The 23,040-nt window shown below is 53.4% G+C and carries 26 protein-coding genes and 2 pseudogenes; 6 read left to right on the forward strand and 22 right to left on the reverse strand.

What is annotated here, in order from left to right; all coding sequences use genetic code 11:
- Position 1 precedes the first annotated feature (1 nt).
- The 5 genes from AC2T28_RS21960 to AC2T28_RS21980 are packed head-to-tail and all read left to right on the forward strand — an operon-like array spanning position 2 to position 4,051.
- Positions 2-871: a branched-chain amino acid ABC transporter permease gene (locus tag AC2T28_RS21960; protein ID WP_486750751.1), complete on the forward strand. Its 870-nt coding sequence runs from the start codon at positions 2-4 to the stop codon at positions 869-871.
- Between the two features lie 4 nt (positions 872-875).
- Entirely contained in the window at positions 876-1,856 is a 981-nt protein-coding gene (locus AC2T28_RS21965; RefSeq protein ID WP_486750752.1) for a branched-chain amino acid ABC transporter permease, read from the forward strand.
- Positions 1,853-2,635: an ABC transporter ATP-binding protein gene (locus tag AC2T28_RS21970; protein WP_486750753.1), complete on the forward strand. Its 783-nt coding sequence runs from the start codon at positions 1,853-1,855 to the stop codon at positions 2,633-2,635. Before AC2T28_RS21965 ends, AC2T28_RS21970 begins: the two co-directional genes overlap by 4 nt.
- A 3-nt stretch (positions 2,636-2,638) precedes the next feature.
- A complete protein-coding gene (locus AC2T28_RS21975) occupies positions 2,639-3,361 on the forward strand; it encodes an ABC transporter ATP-binding protein (protein ID WP_486750754.1) in 723 nt (240 codons plus the stop codon).
- A gap of 6 nt (positions 3,362-3,367) precedes the next feature.
- Positions 3,368-4,051 (forward strand): aspartate/glutamate racemase family protein, encoded by a 684-nt coding sequence (locus AC2T28_RS21980; protein ID WP_486750755.1) that lies wholly within the window; start codon positions 3,368-3,370, stop codon positions 4,049-4,051.
- Positions 4,052-4,144: 93 nt separating this feature from the next.
- Here the strand turns inward: AC2T28_RS21980 and AC2T28_RS21985 are convergent, their stop codons facing one another.
- The 4 genes and pseudogenes from AC2T28_RS21985 to AC2T28_RS22000 form a co-directional block, all read right to left on the reverse strand.
- Complete coding sequence (locus AC2T28_RS21985; RefSeq protein ID WP_486750756.1) at positions 4,145-5,587, reverse strand: sulfatase-like hydrolase/transferase; 1,443 nt, start codon at positions 5,585-5,587, stop codon at positions 4,145-4,147.
- Positions 5,575-5,805 carry a hypothetical protein gene (locus AC2T28_RS21990; RefSeq protein ID WP_486750778.1) on the reverse strand — a complete coding sequence of 77 codons (231 nt, stop codon included), beginning with the start codon at positions 5,803-5,805 and terminating at the stop codon, positions 5,575-5,577. The genes AC2T28_RS21985 and AC2T28_RS21990 overlap by 13 nt, the downstream gene beginning before the upstream one ends.
- A 139-nt stretch (positions 5,806-5,944) precedes the next feature.
- Positions 5,945-6,040, reverse strand: a pseudogene (locus AC2T28_RS21995) (IS66-like element accessory protein TnpA); the annotation flags it as partial.
- Between the two features lie 140 nt (positions 6,041-6,180).
- Positions 6,181-6,645, reverse strand: a pseudogene (locus AC2T28_RS22000) (transposase); the annotation flags it as partial.
- Positions 6,646-7,169: 524 nt separating this feature from the next.
- On the opposite strand from AC2T28_RS22000, the gene AC2T28_RS22005 reads away from it, so the two are divergent.
- Positions 7,170-7,655 (forward strand): antirestriction protein ArdA, encoded by a 486-nt coding sequence (locus AC2T28_RS22005; protein WP_486750757.1) that lies wholly within the window; start codon positions 7,170-7,172, stop codon positions 7,653-7,655.
- On the opposite strand, the gene AC2T28_RS22010 is transcribed toward AC2T28_RS22005, so the two are convergent.
- From AC2T28_RS22010 to AC2T28_RS22095, 18 genes are all read right to left on the reverse strand, one after another.
- A complete protein-coding gene (locus AC2T28_RS22010; RefSeq protein ID WP_486750758.1) occupies positions 7,580-7,870 on the reverse strand; it encodes a type II toxin-antitoxin system RelE/ParE family toxin in 291 nt (96 codons plus the stop codon). The genes AC2T28_RS22005 and AC2T28_RS22010 overlap by 76 nt on opposite strands.
- Complete coding sequence (locus AC2T28_RS22015; protein ID WP_342770992.1) at positions 7,870-8,184, reverse strand: type II toxin-antitoxin system ParD family antitoxin; 315 nt, start codon at positions 8,182-8,184, stop codon at positions 7,870-7,872. Before AC2T28_RS22015 ends, AC2T28_RS22010 begins: the two co-directional genes overlap by 1 nt.
- Positions 8,185-8,206: 22 nt before the next feature.
- The gene (locus tag AC2T28_RS22020) at positions 8,207-9,208 is read right to left on the reverse strand and encodes an ATPase, T2SS/T4P/T4SS family (protein ID WP_486750759.1); all 1,002 of its coding nucleotides are present in this window, start codon (positions 9,206-9,208) and stop codon (positions 8,207-8,209) included.
- The gene (locus AC2T28_RS22025) at positions 9,205-10,545 is read right to left on the reverse strand and encodes a TraB/TrbI/VirB10 family type IV secretion system protein (RefSeq protein ID WP_486750760.1); all 1,341 of its coding nucleotides are present in this window, start codon (positions 10,543-10,545) and stop codon (positions 9,205-9,207) included. Before AC2T28_RS22025 ends, AC2T28_RS22020 begins: the two co-directional genes overlap by 4 nt.
- Positions 10,546-10,584: 39 nt before the next feature.
- A complete protein-coding gene (locus AC2T28_RS22030; RefSeq protein ID WP_486750761.1) occupies positions 10,585-11,343 on the reverse strand; it encodes a TrbG/VirB9 family P-type conjugative transfer protein in 759 nt (252 codons plus the stop codon).
- A 1-nt stretch (position 11,344) separates the two neighbouring features.
- Positions 11,345-12,001 carry a VirB8 family type IV secretion system protein gene (locus AC2T28_RS22035; RefSeq protein ID WP_486750762.1) on the reverse strand — a complete coding sequence of 219 codons (657 nt, stop codon included), beginning with the start codon at positions 11,999-12,001 and terminating at the stop codon, positions 11,345-11,347.
- A 61-nt stretch (positions 12,002-12,062) separates the two neighbouring features.
- The gene (locus tag AC2T28_RS22040) at positions 12,063-13,091 is read right to left on the reverse strand and encodes a TrbL/VirB6 family protein (RefSeq protein ID WP_486750763.1); all 1,029 of its coding nucleotides are present in this window, start codon (positions 13,089-13,091) and stop codon (positions 12,063-12,065) included.
- Positions 13,091-13,567, reverse strand: a complete 477-nt coding sequence (locus AC2T28_RS22045) for a hypothetical protein (RefSeq protein WP_486750764.1) — start codon at positions 13,565-13,567, stop codon at positions 13,091-13,093. Before AC2T28_RS22045 ends, AC2T28_RS22040 begins: the two co-directional genes overlap by 1 nt.
- A complete protein-coding gene (locus tag AC2T28_RS22050) occupies positions 13,567-14,289 on the reverse strand; it encodes a type IV secretion system protein (RefSeq protein WP_486750765.1) in 723 nt (240 codons plus the stop codon). The genes AC2T28_RS22045 and AC2T28_RS22050 overlap by 1 nt, the downstream gene beginning before the upstream one ends.
- 143 nt (positions 14,290-14,432) lie before the next feature.
- Positions 14,433-15,536, reverse strand: a complete 1,104-nt coding sequence (locus tag AC2T28_RS22055; protein WP_486750766.1) for a lytic transglycosylase domain-containing protein — start codon at positions 15,534-15,536, stop codon at positions 14,433-14,435.
- The gene (locus AC2T28_RS22060; protein WP_486750767.1) at positions 15,533-15,754 is read right to left on the reverse strand and encodes a hypothetical protein; all 222 of its coding nucleotides are present in this window, start codon (positions 15,752-15,754) and stop codon (positions 15,533-15,535) included. The genes AC2T28_RS22055 and AC2T28_RS22060 overlap by 4 nt, the downstream gene beginning before the upstream one ends.
- Positions 15,754-18,156, reverse strand: coding sequence for a VirB4 family type IV secretion/conjugal transfer ATPase (locus AC2T28_RS22065; RefSeq protein WP_486750768.1), 2,403 nt, complete (start codon positions 18,154-18,156; stop codon positions 15,754-15,756). Before AC2T28_RS22065 ends, AC2T28_RS22060 begins: the two co-directional genes overlap by 1 nt.
- Positions 18,119-18,397, reverse strand: coding sequence for a VirB3 family type IV secretion system protein (locus tag AC2T28_RS22070; RefSeq protein WP_486750769.1), 279 nt, complete (start codon positions 18,395-18,397; stop codon positions 18,119-18,121). Before AC2T28_RS22070 ends, AC2T28_RS22065 begins: the two co-directional genes overlap by 38 nt.
- A gap of 130 nt (positions 18,398-18,527) precedes the next feature.
- Positions 18,528-18,809, reverse strand: a complete 282-nt coding sequence (locus AC2T28_RS22075) for a TrbC/VirB2 family protein (RefSeq protein WP_138165356.1) — start codon at positions 18,807-18,809, stop codon at positions 18,528-18,530.
- Positions 18,810-18,832: 23 nt separating this feature from the next.
- On the reverse strand, positions 18,833-19,318 hold the full coding sequence (locus tag AC2T28_RS22080; protein ID WP_486750770.1) for a lytic transglycosylase domain-containing protein: 486 nt from the start codon (positions 19,316-19,318) through the stop codon (positions 18,833-18,835).
- 124 nt (positions 19,319-19,442) lie between these two features.
- Positions 19,443-19,784 carry a hypothetical protein gene (locus tag AC2T28_RS22085; RefSeq protein ID WP_486750771.1) on the reverse strand — a complete coding sequence of 114 codons (342 nt, stop codon included), beginning with the start codon at positions 19,782-19,784 and terminating at the stop codon, positions 19,443-19,445.
- A gap of 1,088 nt (positions 19,785-20,872) precedes the next feature.
- A complete protein-coding gene (locus tag AC2T28_RS22090; protein ID WP_486750772.1) occupies positions 20,873-21,952 on the reverse strand; it encodes a Fic family protein in 1,080 nt (359 codons plus the stop codon).
- A 248-nt stretch (positions 21,953-22,200) separates the two neighbouring features.
- Positions 22,201-23,040, reverse strand: an 840-nt coding sequence (locus tag AC2T28_RS22095) for an IS3 family transposase (protein WP_486750773.1), incomplete at its 5' end; no start/stop codon positions are given.

A 23,040-nucleotide genomic window follows, 5' to 3' on the forward strand; every position in this document is an offset into this window, starting at 1 on the left:
CATGGAACAAATATTGGCCAATGGTGTCTATCTGGGGTCCCAATACGCGATGATCGCGCTTGGTTTGACCCTGATTTTTGCCCTGATGAATGTCCTCAACTTTGCTCATGGCCAGATGTATGTGATTGGCGGTTTCGTCACATATACATTCTACGGCCAGTGGGGAGTGCCGTTCATTCTGGCCCTCGTCATGTCATGCGTAACCCTGGCTATCCTAGGGGCGCTAATAGAGAAATTTCTGTTTGCCCCAGTGATCAAAGGATCCGCCCGCGACGAAAGCACGATGCTTTTGGCCGCAGGTATTGCGTTCTTTTTGGATGCGGTGATCCTATTGGTATTTGGTGAGAAACAGCGTGGCGTTCCGAAAATCGTCGACGGTGTGTTCAACTTTGATTTCCGACTGATCATGCCCTACGACCGTATTCTAATTTGTGTTTTGGCGATCCTGTCGATCGTCGCATTTATTGGTCTGATGCAATATACCAAAACGGGCCGCGCCCTGCGTGCGTTAGCACAGGATCGGGTCGCAGCTCAGTTGATGGGTGTAAATGTTGACCGTTATTCCATGATCGGCTTTGCGCTTGGCGCGATGCTTGCAGGCCTTGTCGGTGGCTTGTTGGTCACCATCACTGGTGTGAACCTTGGAATGGGCGGACCAACTTCCATCAAGGCGTTTATGATGGTGATGATCGGTGGTGCGGGTGTGATTTCGGGCGCGATCTGGGGGGGTATCATCCTTGGGTTTATGGAAGCCATCGGCCTCGCTGTGCTGTCGCAATATGGCGATATCACTTACCTGCTGATCTTCGTTTCGTTGATGATTTTCCTTACCATCCGGCCTCAGGGTTTGATGGGCAAGCCGTGGGGTTGATCTGATGTTGAACTTTTCTGCAAAGCAACTGGCCGCTGTCGGACTATTCCTCTTTGTTATCTTTGTCGGAGTGCCGCTGATGATCGGCCTGACTGGTCGCTGGGATTTCTACTTTACTCTAACATCGGTCGCCCTTTTGGCCATCGCAAGCGCAGGGGTCTGGCTGACATTCTACATTGGCCGGATCAACATTGGTCAAGGCGCATTTGCACTGATCGGTGCCTATGTTTCGGCAATTCTGGTCGTCAAAGCAGGGTGGTCGTTCTGGCTATCCCTGCCTGCCGCCGGGATATTCGCAGCCCTGGTCGCCGTTGCTATTGGGCTGCCCATCCTGCGTCTGCGTGGCGTCTATTTTGCGATGATCACACTTGTCCTTACACAGGTCGTGACGCTGACAGCACTTGCGCTGCCAATCACAAACGGGGCCAAAGGGATATCGTCAATTCCGCTGCCGTCGGGCCTGTCGCTGTTTGGTATTCCGCTGATCCCGGATTTCGCGACAATGGAGAACACCAAGCTGGCCTTCTATTATTCTGCCTGCATCCTGATGATCATGACCTATGTGGCGCTCTACCGGTTGGTAAATTCCCGCCTTGGGCACCTGTGTCGCTCGATGCAACAGAACGAGGAATTGGCCAGCTCTATCGGAGTTAATATCTCTTATATCCGCGTCGTGATCTTTGCCATCTCCAGCTTCTTTGGCGGTCTTGGTGGGGCCATGTTCGGGTCCATCGCGCAGTCGGTTTACCCCTCCAGCTTTCAGGTCGCAGACTCGGTCAACTTTATGCTGAACTGTTTCCTTGGCGGACTTGGCTATGTCTTTGGCCCGATGCTCGGCACGCTGGTTCTCTACTTCGGTTGGGACCTGCTGTTTGAATTCGGTAAATACCAAATGTTGATCTACTCGACCATTTTGATCGCAGTGATCCGCTTTTTGCCAAACGGCCTGCTGAGCCTGCGTATCGGCAAAGGAGGCACCAAATGAGCCCGCTTCTTCAGGTTAAGAATGTCACCAAAAAATATGGTGGCCTGACCGCAAACAACAGTATCAGCTTTGACGTGGGTGAAAACGAAATCTTGTCAGTGATTGGGCCAAACGGGGCCGGGAAATCCACCTTGTTCAAGATGATCTCGTCGTTCACGCCGACCACATCCGGCGAAGTTCTGTATCACGGTGAACGGATTTCAAACCTCAAACCGCATGCCGTTGCGCGCAAGGGCATCGTCAGGACATTTCAGGAAACCACAATCTTCAAAAGCATGACCGTGCGGGAGAGCGTCGTGTTGGCCCAACACCTGCGGGCGAAGGCGTCACTTGCAGGATATTTCTGGGGCAGCAAGGCCGCAAAAGAAGATGTCGTGGCCTTTGGTCAATATGCTGATGAGTTGCTGGAGTTTCTGGGCATGTCCGGGATCAGCAATGAACAGGCCAGCAATTTGCCGCAAGGCAACCTGCGCGCTTTGGGCATTGCAATTGGTCTGGCAACGGACCCCAAAGTGCTACTGCTGGATGAGCCTTTCGCCGGCATGAACCATGACGAAACGACGCGTATGGTCGAACTTGTGCGTTCGGTACGCGACGAGCGTGGGGTGACGGTCATGCTGGTCGAACACGATATGCCAGCGGTCATGAACATTTCGGACCGGATCGTGGTGCTGAATTTTGGCGAAAAGATCGCCGAGGGCACGCCCTCGGAAATCCAGAGCAATAAAAAAGTTATCGAGGCCTATTTAGGCAGCGTCGACGACGAGATCGGGATGTAAGCCATGACAGTCATGTTGAATTTCAAAGACGTCGAACTGTATTACGATCACGTGTACGCGCTGAAAGGTGTTTCGTTGACCGTCAATCAGGGGGAAACGGTGGCGCTGATCGGCGCAAATGGTGCGGGCAAATCTTCGATCCTGCGCGCGATTACCGGGCTCGCCGAACCAGTCAATGGCTCTGTCACGTTTGAAGGAGAACGCGTTGACGGCACTGATCCTTCTGACATCGTTAAACGCGGCATAGCAATGGTGCCCGAAGGTCGTCGCGTGTTTCCTTTCATGTCGGTGAAAGACAACCTGATGATGGGGGCATTCACCCGCAGCGATAAGGCTGACATTCAAAACACGCTTGACAGCATTCTATCCCGCTTTCCCCGCCTAAAAGAACGCTACAGCCAGGCTGCGGGAACATTGTCAGGCGGTGAACAGCAGATGATGGTGATCGGGCGCGCATTGATGGCAAAACCCAAGCTCTTGTTGCTTGATGAACCCAGCCTTGGCATTGCGCCAAAACTGGTGCAGGACATCGCGCGCTCAATCGTCGCCATCAATCGCGACGAAGGTGTCTCGGTGTTACTTGTCGAGCAAAACTCGCGCATGGCGCTGAGCATTTCGCACCGCGCCTACGCCGTCGCGACCGGTAATGTAGTGATCGAAGGCAACTCCAAAGAGTTGTTGAATGATGACCGGATTAAGGCTGCATATCTTGGCGGCGAGGTCTGAGCAGTCATGAAGATCCTTGTCATTAACCCAAACACGACCTCCTCTATGACAAAAAAAATTGCAGGGGCGGCGCGAGCTGTTGCTCGCCCGGATACCGAGATCGTGGCAGCCAATTCGCAAAGTGGTCCAGCAAGCATTCAAGGCTTTCTGGATATCGCCACATGTATCCCAGGACTGCTTGAAGAGGTCGCGCGACATCCCGACGTTGACGCTATTATCATCGCTTGTTTCGACGATACTGGGCTCGATGCAGTGCGCACTTTGGTTTCAGTTCCCGTTTTGGGCATCGGAGAAGCCGCCTATCACGCGGCCAGTATGATCGCGACCAAGTTCAGCGTTATCACTACGCTGTCCCGCTCTGTTCCGGGACTTGAAAACAACCTTTTGCGATATGGGCTCGTACAAAAGTGCGCACGCGTTCGGGCGACGGATATTCCCGTCCTTAAACTTGAAGAGGGCGATCCAGCGACCCTTCTCAAAATCCGTTCCGAAATCCGTGAGGCAATCGAGCAGGACAACGCTGAGGCGATTGTTTTGGGTTGCGCAGGAATGGCGGACCTTATGGCGCAATTGAGTGAAGAATTCGGCTTACCTATCATCGACGGTGTCGCAGCCGGTATCACCTTTGCAGAAGCGCTGGTGAACAACAGCCTTAGAACGTCGAAAATTGGGGCTTACTCAACCGGATAATTACAAAGTTGTCATAGAGATATTGGTAGGGAGTGGCTTTGTTGATGCCGGTAAGTGGGGACATCAACAAAGTCGGTCCAAGCCCAAAAGTTCCTAGTTGAATTCACCGGACACCGAATCCAAACCTCTCAGAACAACTTGAGGTTTGTATGCTTTAAAGGTCGCAATATGCCTTCCTAACTCTGGTAACAAAAGCGGAACCATGGGCTGCTTAAGGGGCAGCATCGCATGCTCCTCTTTTGGGTCGATATAAAGGTTGAAGAGCTTGCCCCCATAAGTGGAAGGGCTAACAGTGGATTGAAAAGGACTTTGCGCCGGCCAGCTGTCTTCATGCCTGTAATTCATATCGTTTATCAAGAGTTTATACTCGCCGAACCGCATACCGGAAAGCACACTACCTGCCCAGAAAAAGACCGAACGCCGATTTGAATGCCCGTTGTCAGCCAGCAGAAATGAAGTCTGATCAATTGCATCAATGTATTGATCTGTAGGTATTGCGCTGGTGGCCCCCCCAATACGCGCGGCAGTCATAAAAATGTCGGCCAGGTCGAACAGGCCATCAGAGCTTCTTCCCGGCTCAATCATTCCCTTCCAATATGCAATGGTCGGAACGCGGACACCACCTTCGTATGATGTGCCTTTGCCGCCCCGAAAAGGAGTGTAACCCATATCGGGAAAGGTCTCGAGCATCGGCCCATTGTCCGAAGTGATAAAAATAAGGGTGTTTTCTAACTGCTCGGTGCGTTCAAGTGCTGCAACCAACTGGCCAATACGGAAATCCAGTTCCAGAACCACATCCCGATAGGGATATTTGGCACCAGATTTGCCAGCAAAGTCAGGGTGAGGATAGTTATCAAAATGCGCACCACGGGTGGCAAAGTAGAGAAAGAACGGGTTTTCCGAATTTCCCATACCCTCAATGAAATTTACAGCGTGTTCTGTCAGTTGTTCGTCAACAAGCTTGATAGTTTCATTATCAATCGTAAAAACCGACGTAGCCTTTTCGCCAGTTTCACCTGCAACAATCGACAGGTCTTCGCTTTCCGAAGCCCACTTTCTCCGAGCGGGAACATTGGCAATGTCCGGGTTTCGCCAGGGTTCAGCAAATGAAGTATAATCGTCAGACGATGTCAGTTGACCGTAGTAATGATCGAAACCGACGTTCTGCGGTTGGGCACTTTCATGCTGACCCAGATGCCATTTTCCAATGGCCTGTGTTACATATCCGCCTTCTCGCAAGACTTGCGCAATCGTTTTGGCACCGCCTAGCCCTTTACCGCCTTCGCCAGGGAGTGCTGGTCGCAATAGTCCGGTTCTGACTGGTAGCTGTCCCGTCAGCATGGTGGCTCTTGTTGGTGTACAGCTTGGTTGAGAATACGTAGAAGTAAGTCGTAGCCCTTCTGCTGCTAGTAGGTCCATATTCGGGGTCACAGCCCCGATCGCAGCCCCACCACCAAAAGCGCCGATGTCACCCCAGCCCACGTCGTCCATGAGGATAACGACAATATTTGGCTTTTTGTTAGTTATTTCTTGCAACGCCGCAAGTTTTGCTGCTCTTCGCCTTGGTGAACAATAGCCGGTTCCAGATGGGCGGCAGTCGTCTCAGATTCCAGAAATAGGACATCTTCTGCAACATCATTTTGCAGAACCCTTCCATCCAACGGAAACGTCTGAGCAGTTGCATAGGGACTTGCCCCGGACTGCAAGACAAAACATAGAACTGAATAGATGCTCAAATTTGATTTCATTTTCATTGCTAACCCCTTTAACCATGCAGTCCACGAATAGAATTTCAACTCCTGCCTGCTGTGCTCCCTTTTTTGGTCCAATCAAACTCTTTGTGCAAGTCACGCCCACACGCCGCGCAACTTCGTTCACGGTGACGCCTGGGACCAAAGTCTCGGCAACCAAATGGCCCTTCACTTCGTCAGGCCAACGCCGATTGCCATCAGCTCCAATCAAAATCTCATGACCCGCTACGGACTCCATCCGTAGCTCCCGATGTACTCCCACGACGATCTCCTCTGCAAATCTACAATGCCAAGGGACTCGCAGAAACGCCCGGCTCGCAAAAGGTGGGGCCTAAGCTGCGGTTACCCATGTCTCGCTGTTGCTGCGAAAACTGCCATATTGGCATCAGCTTCTATAAGGCTGGCATCAGCCGCAAAGTGCTGACCGCTCACTAAACCGTCAGAAATGCACCGTGCCACGGTCACCTCAAACAGATGACGCAGCAGATCGCTATCGCGGAAACGACCGTGTCGGTTCTTGGAAAACGTCGAATGGTTGGGCACAGGATCGGACAGATCGAGGCGGCAGAACCAGCGGTAGGCCAGGTTAAGATGCACTTCTTCGCAGAGCCTGCGTTCAGATCGAATGCCAAGGCAATAGCCCACCAGCAACATGCGGATCAAGAGTTCGGGATCAATGGAAGGGCGTCCGGTGTGGCTGTAAAACTCAGAGAGATGTCGGCGAATACTGGACAAATCCACAAAGCGATCAATCGAACGCAATAAGTGATCTTGAGGCACATGATCATCGATTGAAAACTCGTAGAAAAGTGCGCCTTGCGCTTCTTGCTTAGGTCCTAACATCGTCAATCCTCCGCATTCACAGGTAAATTGAATCAGTGATGAACCCTCAAATCAACAAGAGTTTTTCAACAGAATTGGCTGGAAGCTGCAGTTAGACGGGTTTGGCACGAACGGCAGGTTCGGGCCGTTTTCGACAGGATGGTCAATTTTAATGATTGATGACAAGATCTGTTCCGGGACTTAGGTTTGAAATTCGGTGAAAGTTTCCTAGCCTTCGTATCTTTTGTTGCCGAAGTTCAGAAATTCAATTGTTCAGGCAAACCTGTCAAACCCGGCCACGAGTTTTGGCTGGCAGAGGGCTGTCTTTATGGACCTATAGGTGTGCGAGATGGCGCTTTTATCCAGCAATTGGGAACGCCAAGAGACTTCGCCTCTTTCTCCCCACAAGTAAAATAGCTGCGGACCGTGGCTCACTGCGTTGCGCCCGCACCATCAACGTCGATTTTTCTTGCCCCCTCCCATCTCCATCCTCGCCGGAAGCAAGGTTTCACACGCGAAGCCCTTGTTTAATTGGAGAAAGAAAGATGACACAGCTTTATGCCCAGCCCTACGATCTGAGCGCAACAGGTTTTTATTTTAAGACAACAGAGGAATTTGCAGTAAAGTCAGCTGCCTTACGCAACGACTACGGTGAGCCGGTCGAAGAGTTCGAAATTCAGTTTATTGACGGTGAAGAGATTGACTACGATCTAGCCGGGGCAATGGGCCTGAACCAGGTCAATTTTGCGCAGTACCTGTCTGCTGTTGATAATTGCGATGACGAGGAAAAACGAACCGTCATTATTGCCGTGGGCGAATGCGGTTACACCTTTGAAGCTGACCTAGACCCCACCCGGTTTGATGTGGAAATCTTCGAGATTGCTAGTATGCGCGATTTGGCAGAACAGTTTGTGGACGAAGGGCTGTTTGGCGAGGTGCTCATCCCCTCTGATTTTCAGGTGGGATCAGAAAGCCAGTCTTCGCGGCCATGGCGAACACGAATAATCCTGATATCGTCCCCTTCGATTTGATAGATGATCACATGTGAGTGAAACCTGTGAATGCGGCAGGGCTTGGTAAACTCTAGCCGCTCACGTGCCATTTTTGGGTTAGCCGAAAGGAGGTCGAAGACCTCGAACAGTGCATCGTGATAGCGACGCGCTTGGTTCACACCAAAGTTCTCAATCCCAGTCACGGAGATCCTGATCAGGTCTTCCTGGGCTGCGCGTGTCAGGTGGTAAGGCATTAGGCTCCGTCTGAACGCGCTTGAACACGGGCTAGGGCGTCTTGGAAGATTTCATCTTTAGATTGAGAGCTTGTTCCGCTTGAAAGGCCTTCATCAATGAGCGTCTGCATCGCAGCTATTTTGTCTTTGCGCTCTTGATCGCGACGGATCAGATCGCGCACATAATCGCTGGCATTGCTGTAACGTCCAGTTTCACTTTGGGCTTCAACCCAGGCCTTCATTCCATCCGGTAGAGAGACATTCATTGTTGCCATAGTTGGATCCTCCATAGGCAAAGAAGATATTGATTGGCAATAATTGTCAATCTTTGCCATTTGAAGACCAGTGCCAAAATTCTCAACCGACTTCATCGCCTGGAAAATACAGCTCAGTCACCCCCCGTCGGCCATCACTCCGACCAAGCTGAACAATGACATCTATTGAGCTGGCAATGTAGTCTTTTACCTCTGCAAAGGTCAGCGGCGTTCCGGCTTGGAGAACCATGATCGCCAAGCGATCGACAGCTAGTTTGGCTGTCTCAGCATGGAGCGTGGAAATCGACCCTCCATGGCCCGTGTTAATGGCCTCGAGATAGGTGATCGCTTCACGCCCGCGCAACTCGCCGACAATGATGCGATCCGGGCGCATTCGCAAGGACGCGGCCAATAAGGATTCAGTGGATCGTGGTGAATCTCTATCGCGCTCAGACAACAGGCCAACGGTATTAGGCTGCGGTGGAAACAGCTCAAAGGCATCCTCAATGGTGATCATGCGCTCCTCGCGGTTCACAAAGCCAAGCAGATGTCGAGCAAAGGTTGTCTTCCCGGTGGATGTACCGCCGCTGATTAGGATGTTGAGCCGCAGCTCTATCAGGCGCTGCAGAGCAGTGTTGAGATCCGCTTCAGCAAGTTTGCGAACCTTCGCCATTTTCTCACAGCGCTTGGCCTCCAGCGAGACCGCCTCGCCAAACAGGTACTCAGCCTTAAATCCAGGGATGCCTTGCGTGGAAAATAGGCGAATTGAGAGCGATGCGCCCTGTTCTACAGCAGGTGCTATGGCCACTTGAACGCGCAGCGGCCGGCCACAGTAGTCGATCTTGCCCGACACTAGAGGGCGGGACTTCGAGACCTTGGCCTTTGCATCCCCAACAATGGCCTGGGCAATGTCAATCGCGTTTGCGGGTTCAATCTTGTGGATCTCTGCAGAGATCATATGAGCCTCACCTGCGCGCTCAATCCAAACCTGACCGTCAGGGTTAATCACAAGTTCCGAGATGTCGGGATCTGTGAGCCATTCTGCGAAGGGTTCCAGGTAGGCATCGACGTAGCTTGTCTGGATCGGGACCTGCGCCTTGGTCACCAGATCACCACATCGCGGTCCACCAGAACGGTGACGCTGTTGCCCTGATCAATGTAGATGGTTGGCTTGCGCGATAGCTGTTCTGCAATCACGGTGCCGGTCGCGTCTTCAAGATCTTCGGTGATGGAGACCAGCGTATCAGAAGTGGTTTCACTCTCTACGCGGGCTGCTGCGATCGAGGGCGCTGCACCGATCACAGATATCAACGCCGCACCGCCAAATCGCTCGCCGAACTTAGTATCAATAAACCCGGTCACGCCCGACCGGCCAAGCCTGTCACCACCCACAGCTGAGATCTGCATGGAGTGTCCATCTGGCGTTAGAATACGGCTCCAGGCAATCAGGATACGTTTTTGGCCCGCATCAATACCGGCACTGTAGGAGCCAAACAGGCGAGAGCCGCGTGGGATCAGAATATTGTTGCCCGCAAAGGAGGGCACGGGTTCTGAAACAACCGCAATGACATTGCCTGGCAAGTCGCTGTTAATGGCAACCTGCAGGGCAGCCTGGACAACGGATCCTTGCGCCAGGGTACGATCTGGATCCATCATTTGTTCTGCCTGCTGAACAATCAGAGCTGGCGCAGACTGTAGAAAGGCCTCGTTTTCGGACAGCTTGCGTCCATCAGAGCCGCCTGTGGAGGAGCTGCCGCCTGTTGCGGCTCCGGATTGGCTATTTGCAAAGATCACCGCTGGCGATTCAATCTGTGCTTTTACCAGCTCAGCTGCATCCCGAGCGGCCTGTTCCGCGTGTTGTGCATTCAACGCCAAAGCCTCTCCACGTGCTACTTCGGCTTCCAGAGCCTCGCGTTGCATCCGTTCCGCCTCAAGCAGGGCCTGCAAGGAACTTTCCCGAGCAGCGGCGGTGGATTGCAGAGCAGCAAGTCTCAATTCAGCCTGCTCGACGTTGTCTTCCAGATCTGCAGCCCGAGTTTCAAAAGCCTCTGTCAACTCTGCGACGGCCTGACCAATTGCCTTGTCTCTATCGGCGCTGCTTTCTGCCAGGGCTTGGCGCATGGCGGCTAGCTCAGCTGCCAAGTCACTGGTCTGGGGCGCAACAACCGCTTGTGGGGCAGGGGATGTCAGCACTTCTTCTATTCGAATGATAGCCTCTTCAACTTGGCGCTCTGGCTTGGAAGTTTCAAAGCTAAGCCGACCAGTATTGGTCTGTCCACGTTGGAAATCTTCCACCTTGGATGTGTTGAGGGGGGCGTTCGCTTCATCTTGCAGACCTGCGGCTAGAAGATAAGCGCCAAAAGCACCAGCGAGAGCAAGACCAGCTCCAACGGCCGGTAGACCAATGCTGCGTCGAGGTTTTCCCTGGGTTTGATCTGCCATTGCGGCGAGGCGGGATTCTAGGTTTGGTTGCGTCACGACCTAATTCCTTACGTAGATGGTGCTGGCATCGCGGGCGACACAGAGAGCCGCGTCATCAATGCGCAGCGTCCAGTAGTCATTTACCCCAAGCACGCGAACGGTATTGCCTTGCTGGGTCCAATTGACCGTTCGCTCACGCCCCTGGGCATCTGCTTTGAAGATGGCCGGTTGGCGCATGCCCTCTGGAAACAGGAAATAGGTGTAGCGCCCATTGTCATAGATAGAGGTGGGTTGGAAATCCCCTTCCCCCGCAATTTTGTAGGCATGGTTCTTTGGTGGCTGGAACCCTTTGGGAGAGTTGCGCGCCGTTGTACGGCGCGCCTCTTCTGGGTATCTGAAGCGCACCTCATAAAACCTGCCCGTGGGACCTTTGATATGGCCCTCGCGCAGCTCAAAGGAATAGGTGCGCCGATTGGTGATCACCGTCATGTTGGTCACGGCGCGCGAGACATGCGGCTTGATTGAGATCACATTGCCCAGATCTGTGATGGGGGTGATTTCAAAACTCTCGGTATCACCCGCGATCACGGCTTCAAAGCGTTCTCCCCGACCAAAGTGAATGGTGGTCGAGAAACGAAGGTCTGTTTCTATGATAAACACCTGGTCTGGATCATAGACGGCGTTTCGGATGCGGATATCACGAATGCCTGCAGTAGGCGTTCCCGCAGCAAAGCTAGGTGAAGTCAGATTTGCACAGAACAGGAGCGCGATGGTTGCCTTCGAGATCAGCGGTCTGGATAGTTGAATAGGATTGCCCATCTCAGTTCTCCAGGGTTTCTGCATCGACGCGGTAGGAGGTCACAACAAAGCCAAGGGGATTGCCCCAGACTTCCTGCAGAAGCTGTTTGATATCGGGGCGGAACTCAAAGGCGATGGTGGCGACATAACCGCGGGTGACCCGGCGGTCGTCACGCGGTTTGCGAAGTGTCTTGGTAAACCGAACCTGTGCCACGCCTGTGTTCAGCTGGTTGACTGATTTGATGACCACGTCAATTTTGGCCTCCGGTCCATAGACCGAGATGGGGTAATCCTCAGCAGTTGAGTTCCACAGGTTTTTGAGCGTTCGCGCAGCGTCTGCATCGGAACGGCCCAGCACGGCATTGATGCGTTGTTCGCTGTCAGCAAGATCGTAGGTCTCGCGTTGATCGACGTAAGCGACCAGATGCGCCTGGATAACCGCGTCATTCTCATCCAGGGTCATGTCTTGAACGGCTGCAACCCGGTCCAGCTGGCCGCTGGTCTTATCAACGACGACCACATGGGTTTGTATGGTTTTTAACGGCAGCAGTGATAGGGCTCCGAGGAAGCCCGTCAGCCCAATCACAACACCGATGCCCGCGACCATATAGGCCATGCGCTCACGGCGGCGCGGGCCAAGGATGAGATCGGTTTCAAAAATGTCTTTTGCAGTAGTCACGAGGAAATCCTTCTGAGGGGTCGCCAAAACACCCCTAGTTTTCTTATTTTATTGGCCTGACTTACTTGTTTGGCCTGAGAGATTGGGTTTGAGCGAGCCGAGCAGCAGGGCTGGATCGGGGCGGAGGTGAGGAGGTGGCGTCCGAGGTTGGCACGCTCATCCTGGCTTGTGTCGTTTCGATTGCTTTTGATCCGTAGTACCCGCTCTCACCCATAGCCCGGCGTCCAACCTGACCAGAACGAACAACCCCGCGTTTGGCGAGCCCACTGAGGCCAGCAGCGTTTGAAGCAATGCCAATGGTTCCGCTTAGCCCCATGGCAATGGACGGAACGGCTAGCATGATGCCCGCTGCCAGGAACAGGACGACGATGAAGGGGAAAATCAAGTTGAGCGTGTCCACGCCATCTGGGTCTGGCGTGGTGCTGGCGATTTCTCCGGCAATTGCGATGACAATGCCAGCGGCACCCGCTGCGGCAATGGGCATGAATGCATAGCCAATGATCGAACGGGACCAAGCCTCAAATATTGACATGGTTGGCTTGAACAGTGAGCACAGGATGGCAACGGGTGCGACAACTACCATCAGGGTTAGAATGATTTTTGCGTAAGCTATGATGCCCGCTGATACGGCTGCAAAAATGGCGGCAATCACCCAGACAACAACCCCAAGAACAGCGCCAAAGACCCAGCCGGCGCTGTCGCCGATTGTATCGCCATATTCAGTAACCTGAGACACCATCGAGTCGAGCGCAGCATACAGGCCGCCAGTTGATGTCACTCCGGTCAGAGAAATGATGGCAGACCCGATGCTATCCGGAACCTGTGTGATGATGGTGTAGACCACTTGAAAGTTCGACCAGGATTGGGCAAATATTCCAACCAGCGCGATCTTGATACCAAAGGCGAAAAAGCTGCCAAAACTCATCGGTCGGATTTGGACGACAATGTTGATACCAAGCAGCACGACCAGAAGGACAGAACCAGTGGAGATCACGCCACCCACTGTTCCCGCGATTTCCACAAAGCCTTCCTGCGCGACGCCTGCTACAGCATCGTCAACGACGGACAAAATATCGCTGATGACACCCATTACTGAGAACAGGCCTTTAGACGCAACGCTTCCAATTCATCGGCCTGGGCAAGCAAGTCGGACATTTTAAAACGAAGATCCACTCCGTCAGTGCGTTCGAAATTTGGAGCTGCAAAGATCACATCATCCCAGCTCAAGTGATCATAAAAGCACTCGCATGAACCGGTTTCCTGCCACTTTTGCAGAGCGAGGATACGAAGTATTTGCTGGAGGCTGTTTCGAGTGAGCGCTGTTGCGCCAACACTCCTGGGTGGTTTTGGCAATACGCACTCTGGGATTTCATCAGCCGCCACTGCAATGCGTTGAAACTCTCGCTGCGCCTGCGTTGGTGCGAACTGGATGGGTTCATTAGGTGTGGCAAAATCGGATGGCGACGACGGAACAGGAGTTTCGCCTCGGTCCAGAACAAGCATGGAAACAGCTCCAAGACCTGCAATTAGGGCTGCGCCACCCAACAAAAGAATTCGAGTACCCATCACTCGCTCACCGTCATGGTTCGAAACCGGCGCTCCTCGGCCAGTGTTGCCGCATCCACCACCCCAAGTTGCCCAGCACTGACGCCGGCGGCAGCCTCTAGGCGCCAGATCTGTGTCAGGATGATGCCCAGCTCAGCCGTTACCCGGGTATTGAGGTCTACGGCTGATTTTAACCCATCCTGATCATCAATATGACCAACCATGGTCTGAATGCGGTCCAAGCTTTGCCCGGCTTCAACGTGGGACTGTTCGGCGGCTACGGACAGCATGGCACTGGCGCCAGCCTGCGTTGCTAGGTTGTTATCACTTGGTTTGGCAGAGCTTGAGAGGGAGGACAGCCGTTCACTGGTAAATCCAGCGTCTCCAAGAACACTGCCAATCCGACTGGCAGCGGCAGATCCTTCCCGAAACGCACCGGTGAAGTTCCCTGCTTTGATTTGGTCAAGGGCAGCAATGGGCTGCTCGATGACGCCCTTCAACCTCTCAAAGTCTTCAATTGTCGCGAGCAGCTGCCCCAAACCGTTGCCCTCAACCAAAGAGACCAGTTGATCTTCGAGGTTGGTTAGCTGTGAGATTTGAGTTTCCAACTCCTGTCGCATGGTGGCGACCTGCTCGAGCTGAACATTCAGGTCATTTGCCATGTGTTCAAGCTGGGCCAGCAACTGCCCGAGTTGGGTGCCGTCGATCGTGGGAACACCCTGGGCATGAGCGCCAGAGGCCATCGCGCAAAAGGAAACTGCTCCAACTAGAAGAAGGCGTTTAGAGCGCTTGCGCCCTATGTTAAATCCCAATTTCCAGACTCTGGCTGGAGCCAAAGCGGGACTTGCACCGCTGAGGATCCTACCTGAAAGTTGAAACGCTGCACTCATTGGGAAACTCCCATTTGTTTGAAGTCATGCTCAGCGAGGTGATCGGCAACGAGGTGCTGAGCGAAAGCCCCCTCGCGAACCTGGTTGGTGGCCATGAGCCGGGTGCGCAGTGTTAGGATGCGGGCGATCTCAGCGCGGGCGTAGGTGTTGAGCTCAATCGCGGCTTTGGCGTTTGGTTGCTCGTCAATTTGGTGAATGATGGCGCTCAGGCGGGCAATCACCTGTTGAGTGGTGGCATGACTGTCGGCCCCATAATAAATGCTGGCATCTGCTGTGTTGCTGTATTCGGCCAGGGTCATATCGCTGGGCGACAGTGTGCCAAGGGCTGCAACGCCGCCCACAACTGCGAGGTATTCATTGTAGTATTTGGTGACGTTGCGCACGTAGCCTTGGGTTTCAACAAAAGGTGGCACACCGCCATATTCAATCACCCGACCGGGCCCCGCATTGTAAGCGGCCAGGGCGTGCGGGATATTGCCAAAACGGCGCAGCTGGATGGTGATGTACTTTGCGCCACCGCGCAGGTTTTCTATAGGAACTTTGCGATCCACACCCATGTCACTTGCTGTGCCCGGCATAAGCTGGGTGAGACCGTAAGCCCCAACAGGACTGGAGATAGCTACGTTGAAGCGGCTTTCCTGTTTGATGAGAGCCTGAAACAGGCACCTAAACTGTGTTGGCGACAGGCCCGCCGCAGCTGCGGTGCTTGCATATTCCTGTGCCACCTGCGCAATCATCACTTCCACAGTTTGCCGCGCGTCACCAAATAGACGTGCACCCATTGGGCTGCTGTCGACAGCAGGGTAGATCACATTCGCCCCAATCGCCGTGTCTGTTTCCATCGCGGTGGCGTTGTATCCTAAACCGGTCATTGCCGTGGTCATGTCTTCCAGTGTGGAGAGTTGATCCGCCTGTACATCGGCGAGCGACTGGCGAGTGGTCCGGCTGTCGCGCTGAACCTGCAGGTCTTCGACCAGGGCAGAGGCCTTTGCGATCTGCTGCACAATAACTGCACGGTCAAACGTTGGGACACCTTGGGCTGAGAGTGGGCAGGGTGGCATGGGTGCCATCAACCCCATCACTAAAACGACCCTGTTCACGCTTCGGATCCGATTGGCCGGAACAGGCAATCAGAGCCATCGGAGTTTCGAGAAACCTCTGGGGTAAAGAAATCCGGCGCAAAGGAAAGGGCAGGGGAGGTGCTGTTGCGGCTCACGACGGGTTTGCCGCCGCGATCAAAACAAGGCGAGGTTTTGTCAGTGTAATTCTCACACCCTGCCAATACGGCCAAAGCCCCAATCAAAATTAGTTTGTGCATTATGATATCTTCCAAAAATCATTACGGGTTCGCCAACCAGGTCCGGCAAGGGCTTCGCCTGTGGCACCGCCACCAAGGAATGGCAGCAGGGGTCCAAGGGCACTCAGGTCTGCATTGATAAACACGCTGTCTCCGGCTGATCGTAGGAGTGCAGCCCGAGTGCCAATCATTGGCTGCACCAGCAGCTCCGCTTCTTTGTCGTTGAGGCGCAGAAAGCGATAGTCGGAGGGCTCTGCCTTGGGGTTTGGAAACAGGATCTGAGTGGAGACTGTTTCCACAATTACCTTGCCCACATGGGACTTCTCCAACTGTGATGGGAGCTGGGTCATCATAATCACCACGCAGTTCATCTTGCGCAGAGTGACCAACCAGTTTTCCAGACGGGCACCGAAGTAGCTGTCGTTCAGCAGCTTCCACGCTTCATCCAACACGATGATGGTGGGTTTGCGATCCTCAATGACCCGTTCAATCTGGCGGAAGATGTAAGACAGAACGGCCATGCGTTCCGTATCCATGTCGAGAATTTCTGTCATGTCAAAACCAACGATGTCACCTTTGACTGAGATGTCATGGCCCTCAGCGCTGTCTTCAAACACCCAACCAAACCGACCACCCGGTGCCCATTCTGCAACGCGGGAGAGCAATTCATCCCCGTCATCCAGTGAGCGGAACAGTTGTTCAAACCCAGAGAAGCTCTGCAGGCTTTGATGCGCATCGGCGTTCTGGCGAATAGCAAGCTGGAGATGGCGGGCTTGTTCTCCGTTTAGAGGGCCCGTGCGCGACAACAGCGTTGTCAGCCAGTCCGAGAGCCAGGCTTTACCTCGTGCATCTGTCTCAGTTGCGAGGGGGTTTAGCCCAGTGGCAACGCCTGCGCGGATTTGGTTGTAAGATCCACCAAGGGCGCGCACCGCCATTTCCAGGCCCTGATCCTTGTCGAAGAAAAACAGCCGGGCTCCAACGCGCTGAGCCTGTGCTGCGAGAAAGGCGGTGGTGAAAGTCTTGCCGGCACCCATGGTGCCCAGGACAATCGCATGACCAGCGGTTGGTTCGCTTTTTGCATCACCAGGCTCGTGAAAATTAAACCGATAGCCAGAGGATCCCACAGTTGGAAACACGGTGATGTTCTCAGCCCATGGACTTTTGCTGGGCGGGCGCCCTTCGACTGTGCCATGCAGAGCTGCGAAGTCCGCAAAATTGACCGAGGAGATAGGTGTCTTGCGGGGGCGGTAGGAGAAATTACCGGGATGCTGTGCGAAGTAAGTGGCTTTGAGCGCCATGTTTTCTCGGATCAGCACGGTGGAGGTTTCCTGGCCAATCCGTTTGACCTGCGCCACGCCCTGTTCAAGCAGATCTCGTGTCTTGGCATAGATCGCGACGGACAGGTGATGATCGCCAAAGGCAATACGTCCGGATTCCATATCGTCTGCAGCATCGGTCAGCTGATCGCGCAACGAGACTGCCGCATCATCGGCCGCTCGCATCTGGCGCACGGTCCGCTGGATGTTTTCCAGCATGATATTGTTGGGAATCGGGGTGAAGCTGTTGGTCAGTACCACATCGATAGGCAGGTCCAGCGCATCCAGCATAGTCACATCGGTGATCGAAGGGTAGGTTTTGATCGCAAAGACAGCCCCGTAACGCAGAGCGCCGTTCACTTCATCGCGGATCGTTACTCGGTCTCCCTCAAAGATAGCGCGGCAATTGCTGGCCTGTGAGGCGAGGCTGGTGAAAGCCGCACCTTCTGCGATTGGCGTAAAGCTTCCAGAATTGAGCGCGCCGAGATACCCAAGCCATTCGCTCCCCTGTCTCGTTAAGCGGACTGGTTTTGCTGCTGAGAGTGCCTCCTGGAAGAAGTTCATCACCTCATTGAGTTGCTGGGTGCGAGCCAGGCGGTCCTTGAGATAATTGCGGGCGGCAAACCTGCGCAGGAGTGGCAGACGCGCGCTGAGGTTGGGTCGCCGGATGACGCTGAGGTAAAGCCGGAGCTTTTTAGGTCTCAGGTCCCGAATGTGGTCTTGCCAGCGTTGGTCGATCTGGGCGGCAAAGCTGTCACCTTGCACAGGCGACAAGTCAAATTCCTGCGGTACAGAAATCCTGTGCACATAGAATCCAAATGAATTGCCCGTCAGAGAGACGATGGCTGAGACAGCCCGTTTGAGGGCATCAAGATCGCTGTCCCCGGCAGTCATCGGATTGACACCGTCAAAGCGTAGAGTGGCCATGAGGTCACCCTGCTTCAGCATCATGATCTGATCCTCAACGTAAGCGAGGTAAGGCATGTGCTCAGACAGGTAACTTTCCTTGGCAAAATCATCGGCACCCAAAGACTGAAGGGCAGGGCTGACGCCCTTGAGGTTGGATCCATCAAGAGCCAAAGGAATCCCCTCCCCAGATATGTGCATTCTTGGTGCTGCGGACCTTGCCGTATGACACCCGCAGGACCTCAAAGAATTTGGGTTCTTTGTCGGCGGTAAACCACATGATCACATAGGCCGGGGCACCAAGCAGCAAGAGAGTCAGGGACTTGGTCCAGATGAACGGCAGAATGATCCCCATACAAAGGACCGCTAGGTACCCAACAGGGAGGCCAAGATGTTTGGGTGGCCTGGTGAGGCCGAGAAACAAAGGGGAGCGTTGTGCCACGGGGTACCTGTTTTGCTTAAGTTAAAAGAAGTATCCTCCAGACGAGCCGAGGCAGCGTTTGCAAAGCACAACGCGTTCGGCTCGTCTGGAGGATTCGAGTTTGCAAAACAGGAACTTGGCTCTGCCTGTTTCAAGCGAACCCAGCAACAATGGTGCCGGCCGAGAAGATCAACACGATGCCGATGATCACCGAGGCAAACCAACCCCAGTTCAAGCGCCCCATCATGCACATAAAGCCGGTTCCGATGACGGCGAGTGTGGCCACCGCAATCCCGATAGGTCCTGTGAGAGCCGCTTCAACGGACTCCAACATGTTTTGGATTGGAGACAGGTCTTGAGCCAGAGCAGGGGAAGACATGACTATTGTGAAAGCCACCAAAACGGCGGCCTTCTGGGCAGATTTGAAACTCATAGGTTTTGTAGTCCTTTTAAATCTTAGTCCAACACGACAGCAGTCTGTGTTTTGGGTCTGGATGATGTCTCTGATGACGCGGCGAGAACACGCTGTAAGACCAACCCATTTGAGAGCTGATTTATGCGGGTGATGTAATTGCGGGTTTCCCGGAACGGTGGGACACCGCCGTATTGCTCAATTCGATGTGGGCCTGCGTTATAGGCTGCCAGTGCCAGCTCAACGGTTCCAAATGTGGAGAGCTGCGCCAGAAGGTAGCGCGCTGCACCATCCAAATTCTGGTGCATGTCATGTGGGTCTACGCCAAGCTGCTTTGCAGTACCCGGCATGAGTTGGCCAAGGCCAACGGCACCTTTTGGGCTGAGCGCATTGGGATTGAATGCGCTTTCAGCCTGAATGAGGGCTCGAAACAGATGGTGCCACTCATCAGAGCTAAGACCAACAGCCGCCAATGCCTGGTTGCTCTGGTGTCGTGCAGCTGTTTTGCGAACGGCAGTTAAGATCTCCACACGTGCTTGAGATACAGGGGCAGGGGAACGCGGGATTTGGTCACTTCCACCTGGAGCTGTTCGAGAAAAACCAATCAGTTCAATATGTGCAGGTGGATCTCCGTGAAACGTCCAGCCAGAGGCGCTAGCGCTTCCGTCCTTGTGGAACATCATTACGTCCGCGAAGCTCGCCTGTGGTAATGATAAGATCGCTATTAAAAGTGAGGTCAGTGCCGTCGCCAAATTCGAAGTGATGTTTGAACAGGCCAGGCCAGAGATTAAACAACCGCGGCTCCACACCATTCTCCGACACGCGGTCTGAGATAAGGATGCTTTCCTTGCCGGCGGCAAGGTAAATGCACTGATAGCGTGGTTTGCCATTGGTCAGCTCGATCAAGTCATACCGACATTGAAACGCCACACCTTCAGACACCAGGGCGCGCACGCCTCTGATTGTGATCAATTGGTATTTTCGTTTTATCGGCATATGTCGTCCCTCGCTTGAGACGACTTCTAATACGTGCGGACCCTCTGCGGAAAGGCATTCACTGTCAATAGTAAAAATCACACTTAAATTCCAAATAGTACAATATTCAATATTGCCTGACGTTTGATATCTTGACACTGTGCGATCAGGTGATGCCGCTTCCAAGATTACGCTGGGTCACGCTTCATCATATGCATCTATGGGGGAGTCAAGTGCGTATAGCGCACCTATTGGTAGAAAAGTGATTGGTGATTTTGGAAGGGTGTTTGGGATGAAAATGTCGTTTGGCTCTGTGCTTCGGCGAACTCTTTTGGGAGGTGTGGTTGCTCTTGTGAGCCCGGCGGCCTCAAGTGCCTATCCGGTGGATTGTGCAATCCTTCTGTGTCTTGCTGGCGGATGGCCCGCGTCGACAGAATGCTCTCATGCTCGAGCCGTGTTCATTCGCCGGATTACGCCCTGGCCGATTGAGCCGCCGCTGCAAATATGGCGATGTCCGATGGGGGTTGCTCTAAATGAAGATCCAACGGGGCCATTGCTCGCACGGGTTCAAAAGGTGGCGCTGGTGGGTAGGCCGGTAGCGCCTCAAGTCACCAACCCTGTTTTCCAATCCGGTGAAAGCACTGTGGGGAAGGAGATTGCTTCCCAGCTCATTAATGCAAGTGCGACAGGAACTGCTGACATCGACATTTCTGATCCGGCGTTTGATTTTGTCCGGTCCCTGCGTGTTTATCATATGGAGTTTCGGCAATGGCGGAGCAGTGATGAATGCCATGAGAGTGATAGCTCTCGTCTTGGTACCTATGGACAGCAGGGGGGCTTTGCATGGAGGCGCCACAATCTTCGGTCGGGATACAGCTCTGGGTCTCAACCCTCCCGATCCTTGTCTTGGAACGCTCCGCCGCAGTCAGCAGTTCACCGCGTTAGGCGGAGTGGCGACTGTCCCAATATCCGCTTTCGCGCGGTTGGGGTTTATTGGGAGGATTTTGAGGGTGCCCCTGGATATGAGGAAGTTCGATTTTGAAGCGGGGGAGAGCTTCTGCACGGAGGCTAGGATTGTATCTAAAGGCAGGGGAGGTGGGTGACACACACTAGACTTTCAACCAGTAGCGTGTTCCTTTACGTTCCCCCGTCTTCGTAAGAGCGGATTTTGCCACAAGATCGTTGAGATCACGGGTTGTTGTAACGGTCGTGGCTCCCGTAATTGAGATATAGTTTTTTGCGCTCAATCCACCAATAAAGCCCTCAGGTCCTGCATCAAAAAGGCGAATGAGTGCCTTCTCCTGCCGCGGGTTTAGTTTTCCTCGAAGTCGATCTAGGGTCTGGGTTTTTGCGATAATATGATCAATGAGTGCAATTGAGTAGGCTTGTGCTTTCAGAGCGGTTTCAGCAAACCAGATCAACCAAGGCGTGACTTCCATGGTTTTGTTGTTCGCTTCAAGTACATCGTAGTATGCGTTTCGCTCCTTCTCGATTTGATAGGAGAGCGCAAGCAAACTTGGCTGCCCTAGGGCGCTTGCAAAAACATGCTCACTGAGAGCCCGTGCAATTCGACCGTTTCCGTCTTCAAAGGGGTGTATGGAAACAAAGTAGAGGTGCGTCAGTCCAGCCTTGGCTAGGGCAGGGATCTTACTCCCCTGGAGCCAATTTAAAAAACCGTCCATCTCATTGGTAACGACACTTGATTCTGGAGCTTCAAAATGAACCTTGGGTCGATCAATCCTCCCTGAAACCACCTGCATTGCTTCGGTATGTGTCCTGTAAGCACCAACATCTTTGAGATCAGTACGTCCACGGCAAACAAGGGAGTGCCAGTGAAATAGGCTTTCGTGGGTTATAGTTTCAGCGTAGCCCTGAAAGCAGGCCACCATGAGTTCAGCTATCCCGCTTTCCGCAGGCTGTGAGCGGCGATCAGTACTCATGCCAAACTGACGACGAACTGAGGACTGGACAGAATCCCTGTCCAAAAAATCTCCTTCGATTTCGGAGCTTTTTATGGCCTCATTGCTCAGTAAGCTTACCTTGAGCTGATCTTTGTGCTCATTGGTAAGGTGCTGCCATGTGCCCATAAGACGACCAGAACCAAGTAAAAACTGTTGTTCCAGTTCTTCAAGTTCCCGAGCATCGAAGCTCCAATTGGCCCAGTCAGGCTGCTGCCAGTTCCATGTCATGAGGAATACCGTAGTAATTTATTCCTCATAATGTAACTAAAAATGAGGAATAACAATATTTTTATTCCTCATTACTGCTGTGTGGAGCTTTTCGGCTTGGAAATAGGATATCGCAGGTACATTCGCACGATACACGGAATGACCGCATCAGCGTGCGTCGCAAAAGTGTTAGAGTGTGCGTCGGCAGAGTTTTTGGGTCCAAATGCGGCCTAAACTAAGAGAGAGTTTGGCTCATCTGGTTGGTTTGATTATGCGGCGCGTTGTCTGTGATGCAAGCGTCGCGCTTCGAGCGTCTTTCGTTTGATCCTTTCTCGCTGTTTTAGAATGGCTTTGTCCCGTCCGAAGTAGACGTCGGCAGGTGTGACGTTGTTCAGGCTCTCGTGGTAGCGCTGGTGGTTGTAGTGGTCGACGAAGGCCTCGATCTGGGCTTCGAGATCACCGGGTAGGAAGTAGTTTTCCAGCAGGATGCGGTTCTTCAAGGTTTGATGCCAACGTTCGATTTTGCCTTGGGTCTGGGGATGATATGGCGCTCCGCGTGAGTGCTTCATGCCCTTGTCCTGCAACCACTCAGCCAGATCGCCCGAGACGTAGCTGGATCCGTTGTCACTGAGGAGGCGTGGCTTGTGAACGACGTGGACCTGATCGCAGCCTGACGCTTGAAGAGCCAAGTCCAGGGTGTCAGTCACATCCTCAGCCCTCATATTTGTGCAGAGTTTCCACGAGATGATGTAGCGGCTGTAATCGTCGAGGATGGTGCTGAGATAGAACCAACCCCAGCCGAGAACCTTGAGATAGGTAAAATCTGTCTGCCACAGCTGGTTGATCGCTGTGGTCTTGTTCTTGAACTCACTGGCAGCCTTGATCACGATGAAGGCCGGGCTGGTGATCAGGTCATGCGCCTTCAGCACGCGATACACCGAAGCTTCTGATACAAAGTAACTTTCTGTATCCGTGAACGTCACTGCGAGTTCACGCGGCGACAGCTCTGTTTCCTTCAATGCCAGCTTCACGACCTTGCGCCGCACCTCGTCAGGGATACGGTTCCAGACATGCTTTGGCTTGGGAGATTGATCCTGTAGGCCAGCCTC

This window comes from Parasedimentitalea nitratireducens (assembly GCF_057444295.1).

Excerpts from the sequence above, each read along its gene's own strand:
- AC2T28_RS21975 (WP_486750754.1), top strand. The coding sequence starts at position 2,639 with ATGACAGTCATGTTGAATTTCAAAGACGTCGAACTGTATTACGATCAC.
- AC2T28_RS22060 (WP_486750767.1), bottom strand. The coding sequence starts at position 15,754 with ATGCACAAACTAATTTTGATTGGGGCTTTGGCCGTATTGGCAGGGTGT.
- AC2T28_RS22015 (WP_342770992.1), bottom strand. The coding sequence starts at position 8,184 with ATGGCAAAGATTGACAATTATTGCCAATCAATATCTTCTTTGCCTATG.
- AC2T28_RS21990 (WP_486750778.1), bottom strand. The coding sequence starts at position 5,805 with ATGAAAATGAAATCAAATTTGAGCATCTATTCAGTTCTATGTTTTGTC.
- AC2T28_RS22025 (WP_486750760.1), bottom strand. The coding sequence starts at position 10,545 with ATGGCAGATCAAACCCAGGGAAAACCTCGACGCAGCATTGGTCTACCG.
- AC2T28_RS22090 (WP_486750772.1), bottom strand. The coding sequence starts at position 21,952 with ATGACATGGAACTGGCAGCAGCCTGACTGGGCCAATTGGAGCTTCGAT.
- AC2T28_RS22065 (WP_486750768.1), bottom strand. The coding sequence starts at position 18,156 with ATGCACATATCTGGGGAGGGGATTCCTTTGGCTCTTGATGGATCCAAC.
- AC2T28_RS22030 (WP_486750761.1), bottom strand. The coding sequence starts at position 11,343 with ATGGGCAATCCTATTCAACTATCCAGACCGCTGATCTCGAAGGCAACC.
- AC2T28_RS22005 (WP_486750757.1), top strand. The coding sequence starts at position 7,170 with ATGACACAGCTTTATGCCCAGCCCTACGATCTGAGCGCAACAGGTTTT.
- AC2T28_RS21965 (WP_486750752.1), top strand. The coding sequence starts at position 876 with ATGTTGAACTTTTCTGCAAAGCAACTGGCCGCTGTCGGACTATTCCTC.
- AC2T28_RS22085 (WP_486750771.1), bottom strand. The coding sequence starts at position 19,784 with ATGCCGATAAAACGAAAATACCAATTGATCACAATCAGAGGCGTGCGC.
- AC2T28_RS21970 (WP_486750753.1), top strand. The coding sequence starts at position 1,853 with ATGAGCCCGCTTCTTCAGGTTAAGAATGTCACCAAAAAATATGGTGGC.
- AC2T28_RS21980 (WP_486750755.1), top strand. The coding sequence starts at position 3,368 with ATGAAGATCCTTGTCATTAACCCAAACACGACCTCCTCTATGACAAAA.
- AC2T28_RS22010 (WP_486750758.1), bottom strand. The coding sequence starts at position 7,870 with ATGCCTTACCACCTGACACGCGCAGCCCAGGAAGACCTGATCAGGATC.
- AC2T28_RS22045 (WP_486750764.1), bottom strand. The coding sequence starts at position 13,567 with ATGGGTACTCGAATTCTTTTGTTGGGTGGCGCAGCCCTAATTGCAGGT.
- AC2T28_RS21960 (WP_486750751.1), top strand. The coding sequence starts at position 2 with ATGGAACAAATATTGGCCAATGGTGTCTATCTGGGGTCCCAATACGCG.
- AC2T28_RS22075 (WP_138165356.1), bottom strand. The coding sequence starts at position 18,809 with ATGAGTTTCAAATCTGCCCAGAAGGCCGCCGTTTTGGTGGCTTTCACA.
- AC2T28_RS22050 (WP_486750765.1), bottom strand. The coding sequence starts at position 14,289 with ATGGCCTCTGGCGCTCATGCCCAGGGTGTTCCCACGATCGACGGCACC.
- AC2T28_RS22040 (WP_486750763.1), bottom strand. The coding sequence starts at position 13,091 with ATGGGTGTCATCAGCGATATTTTGTCCGTCGTTGACGATGCTGTAGCA.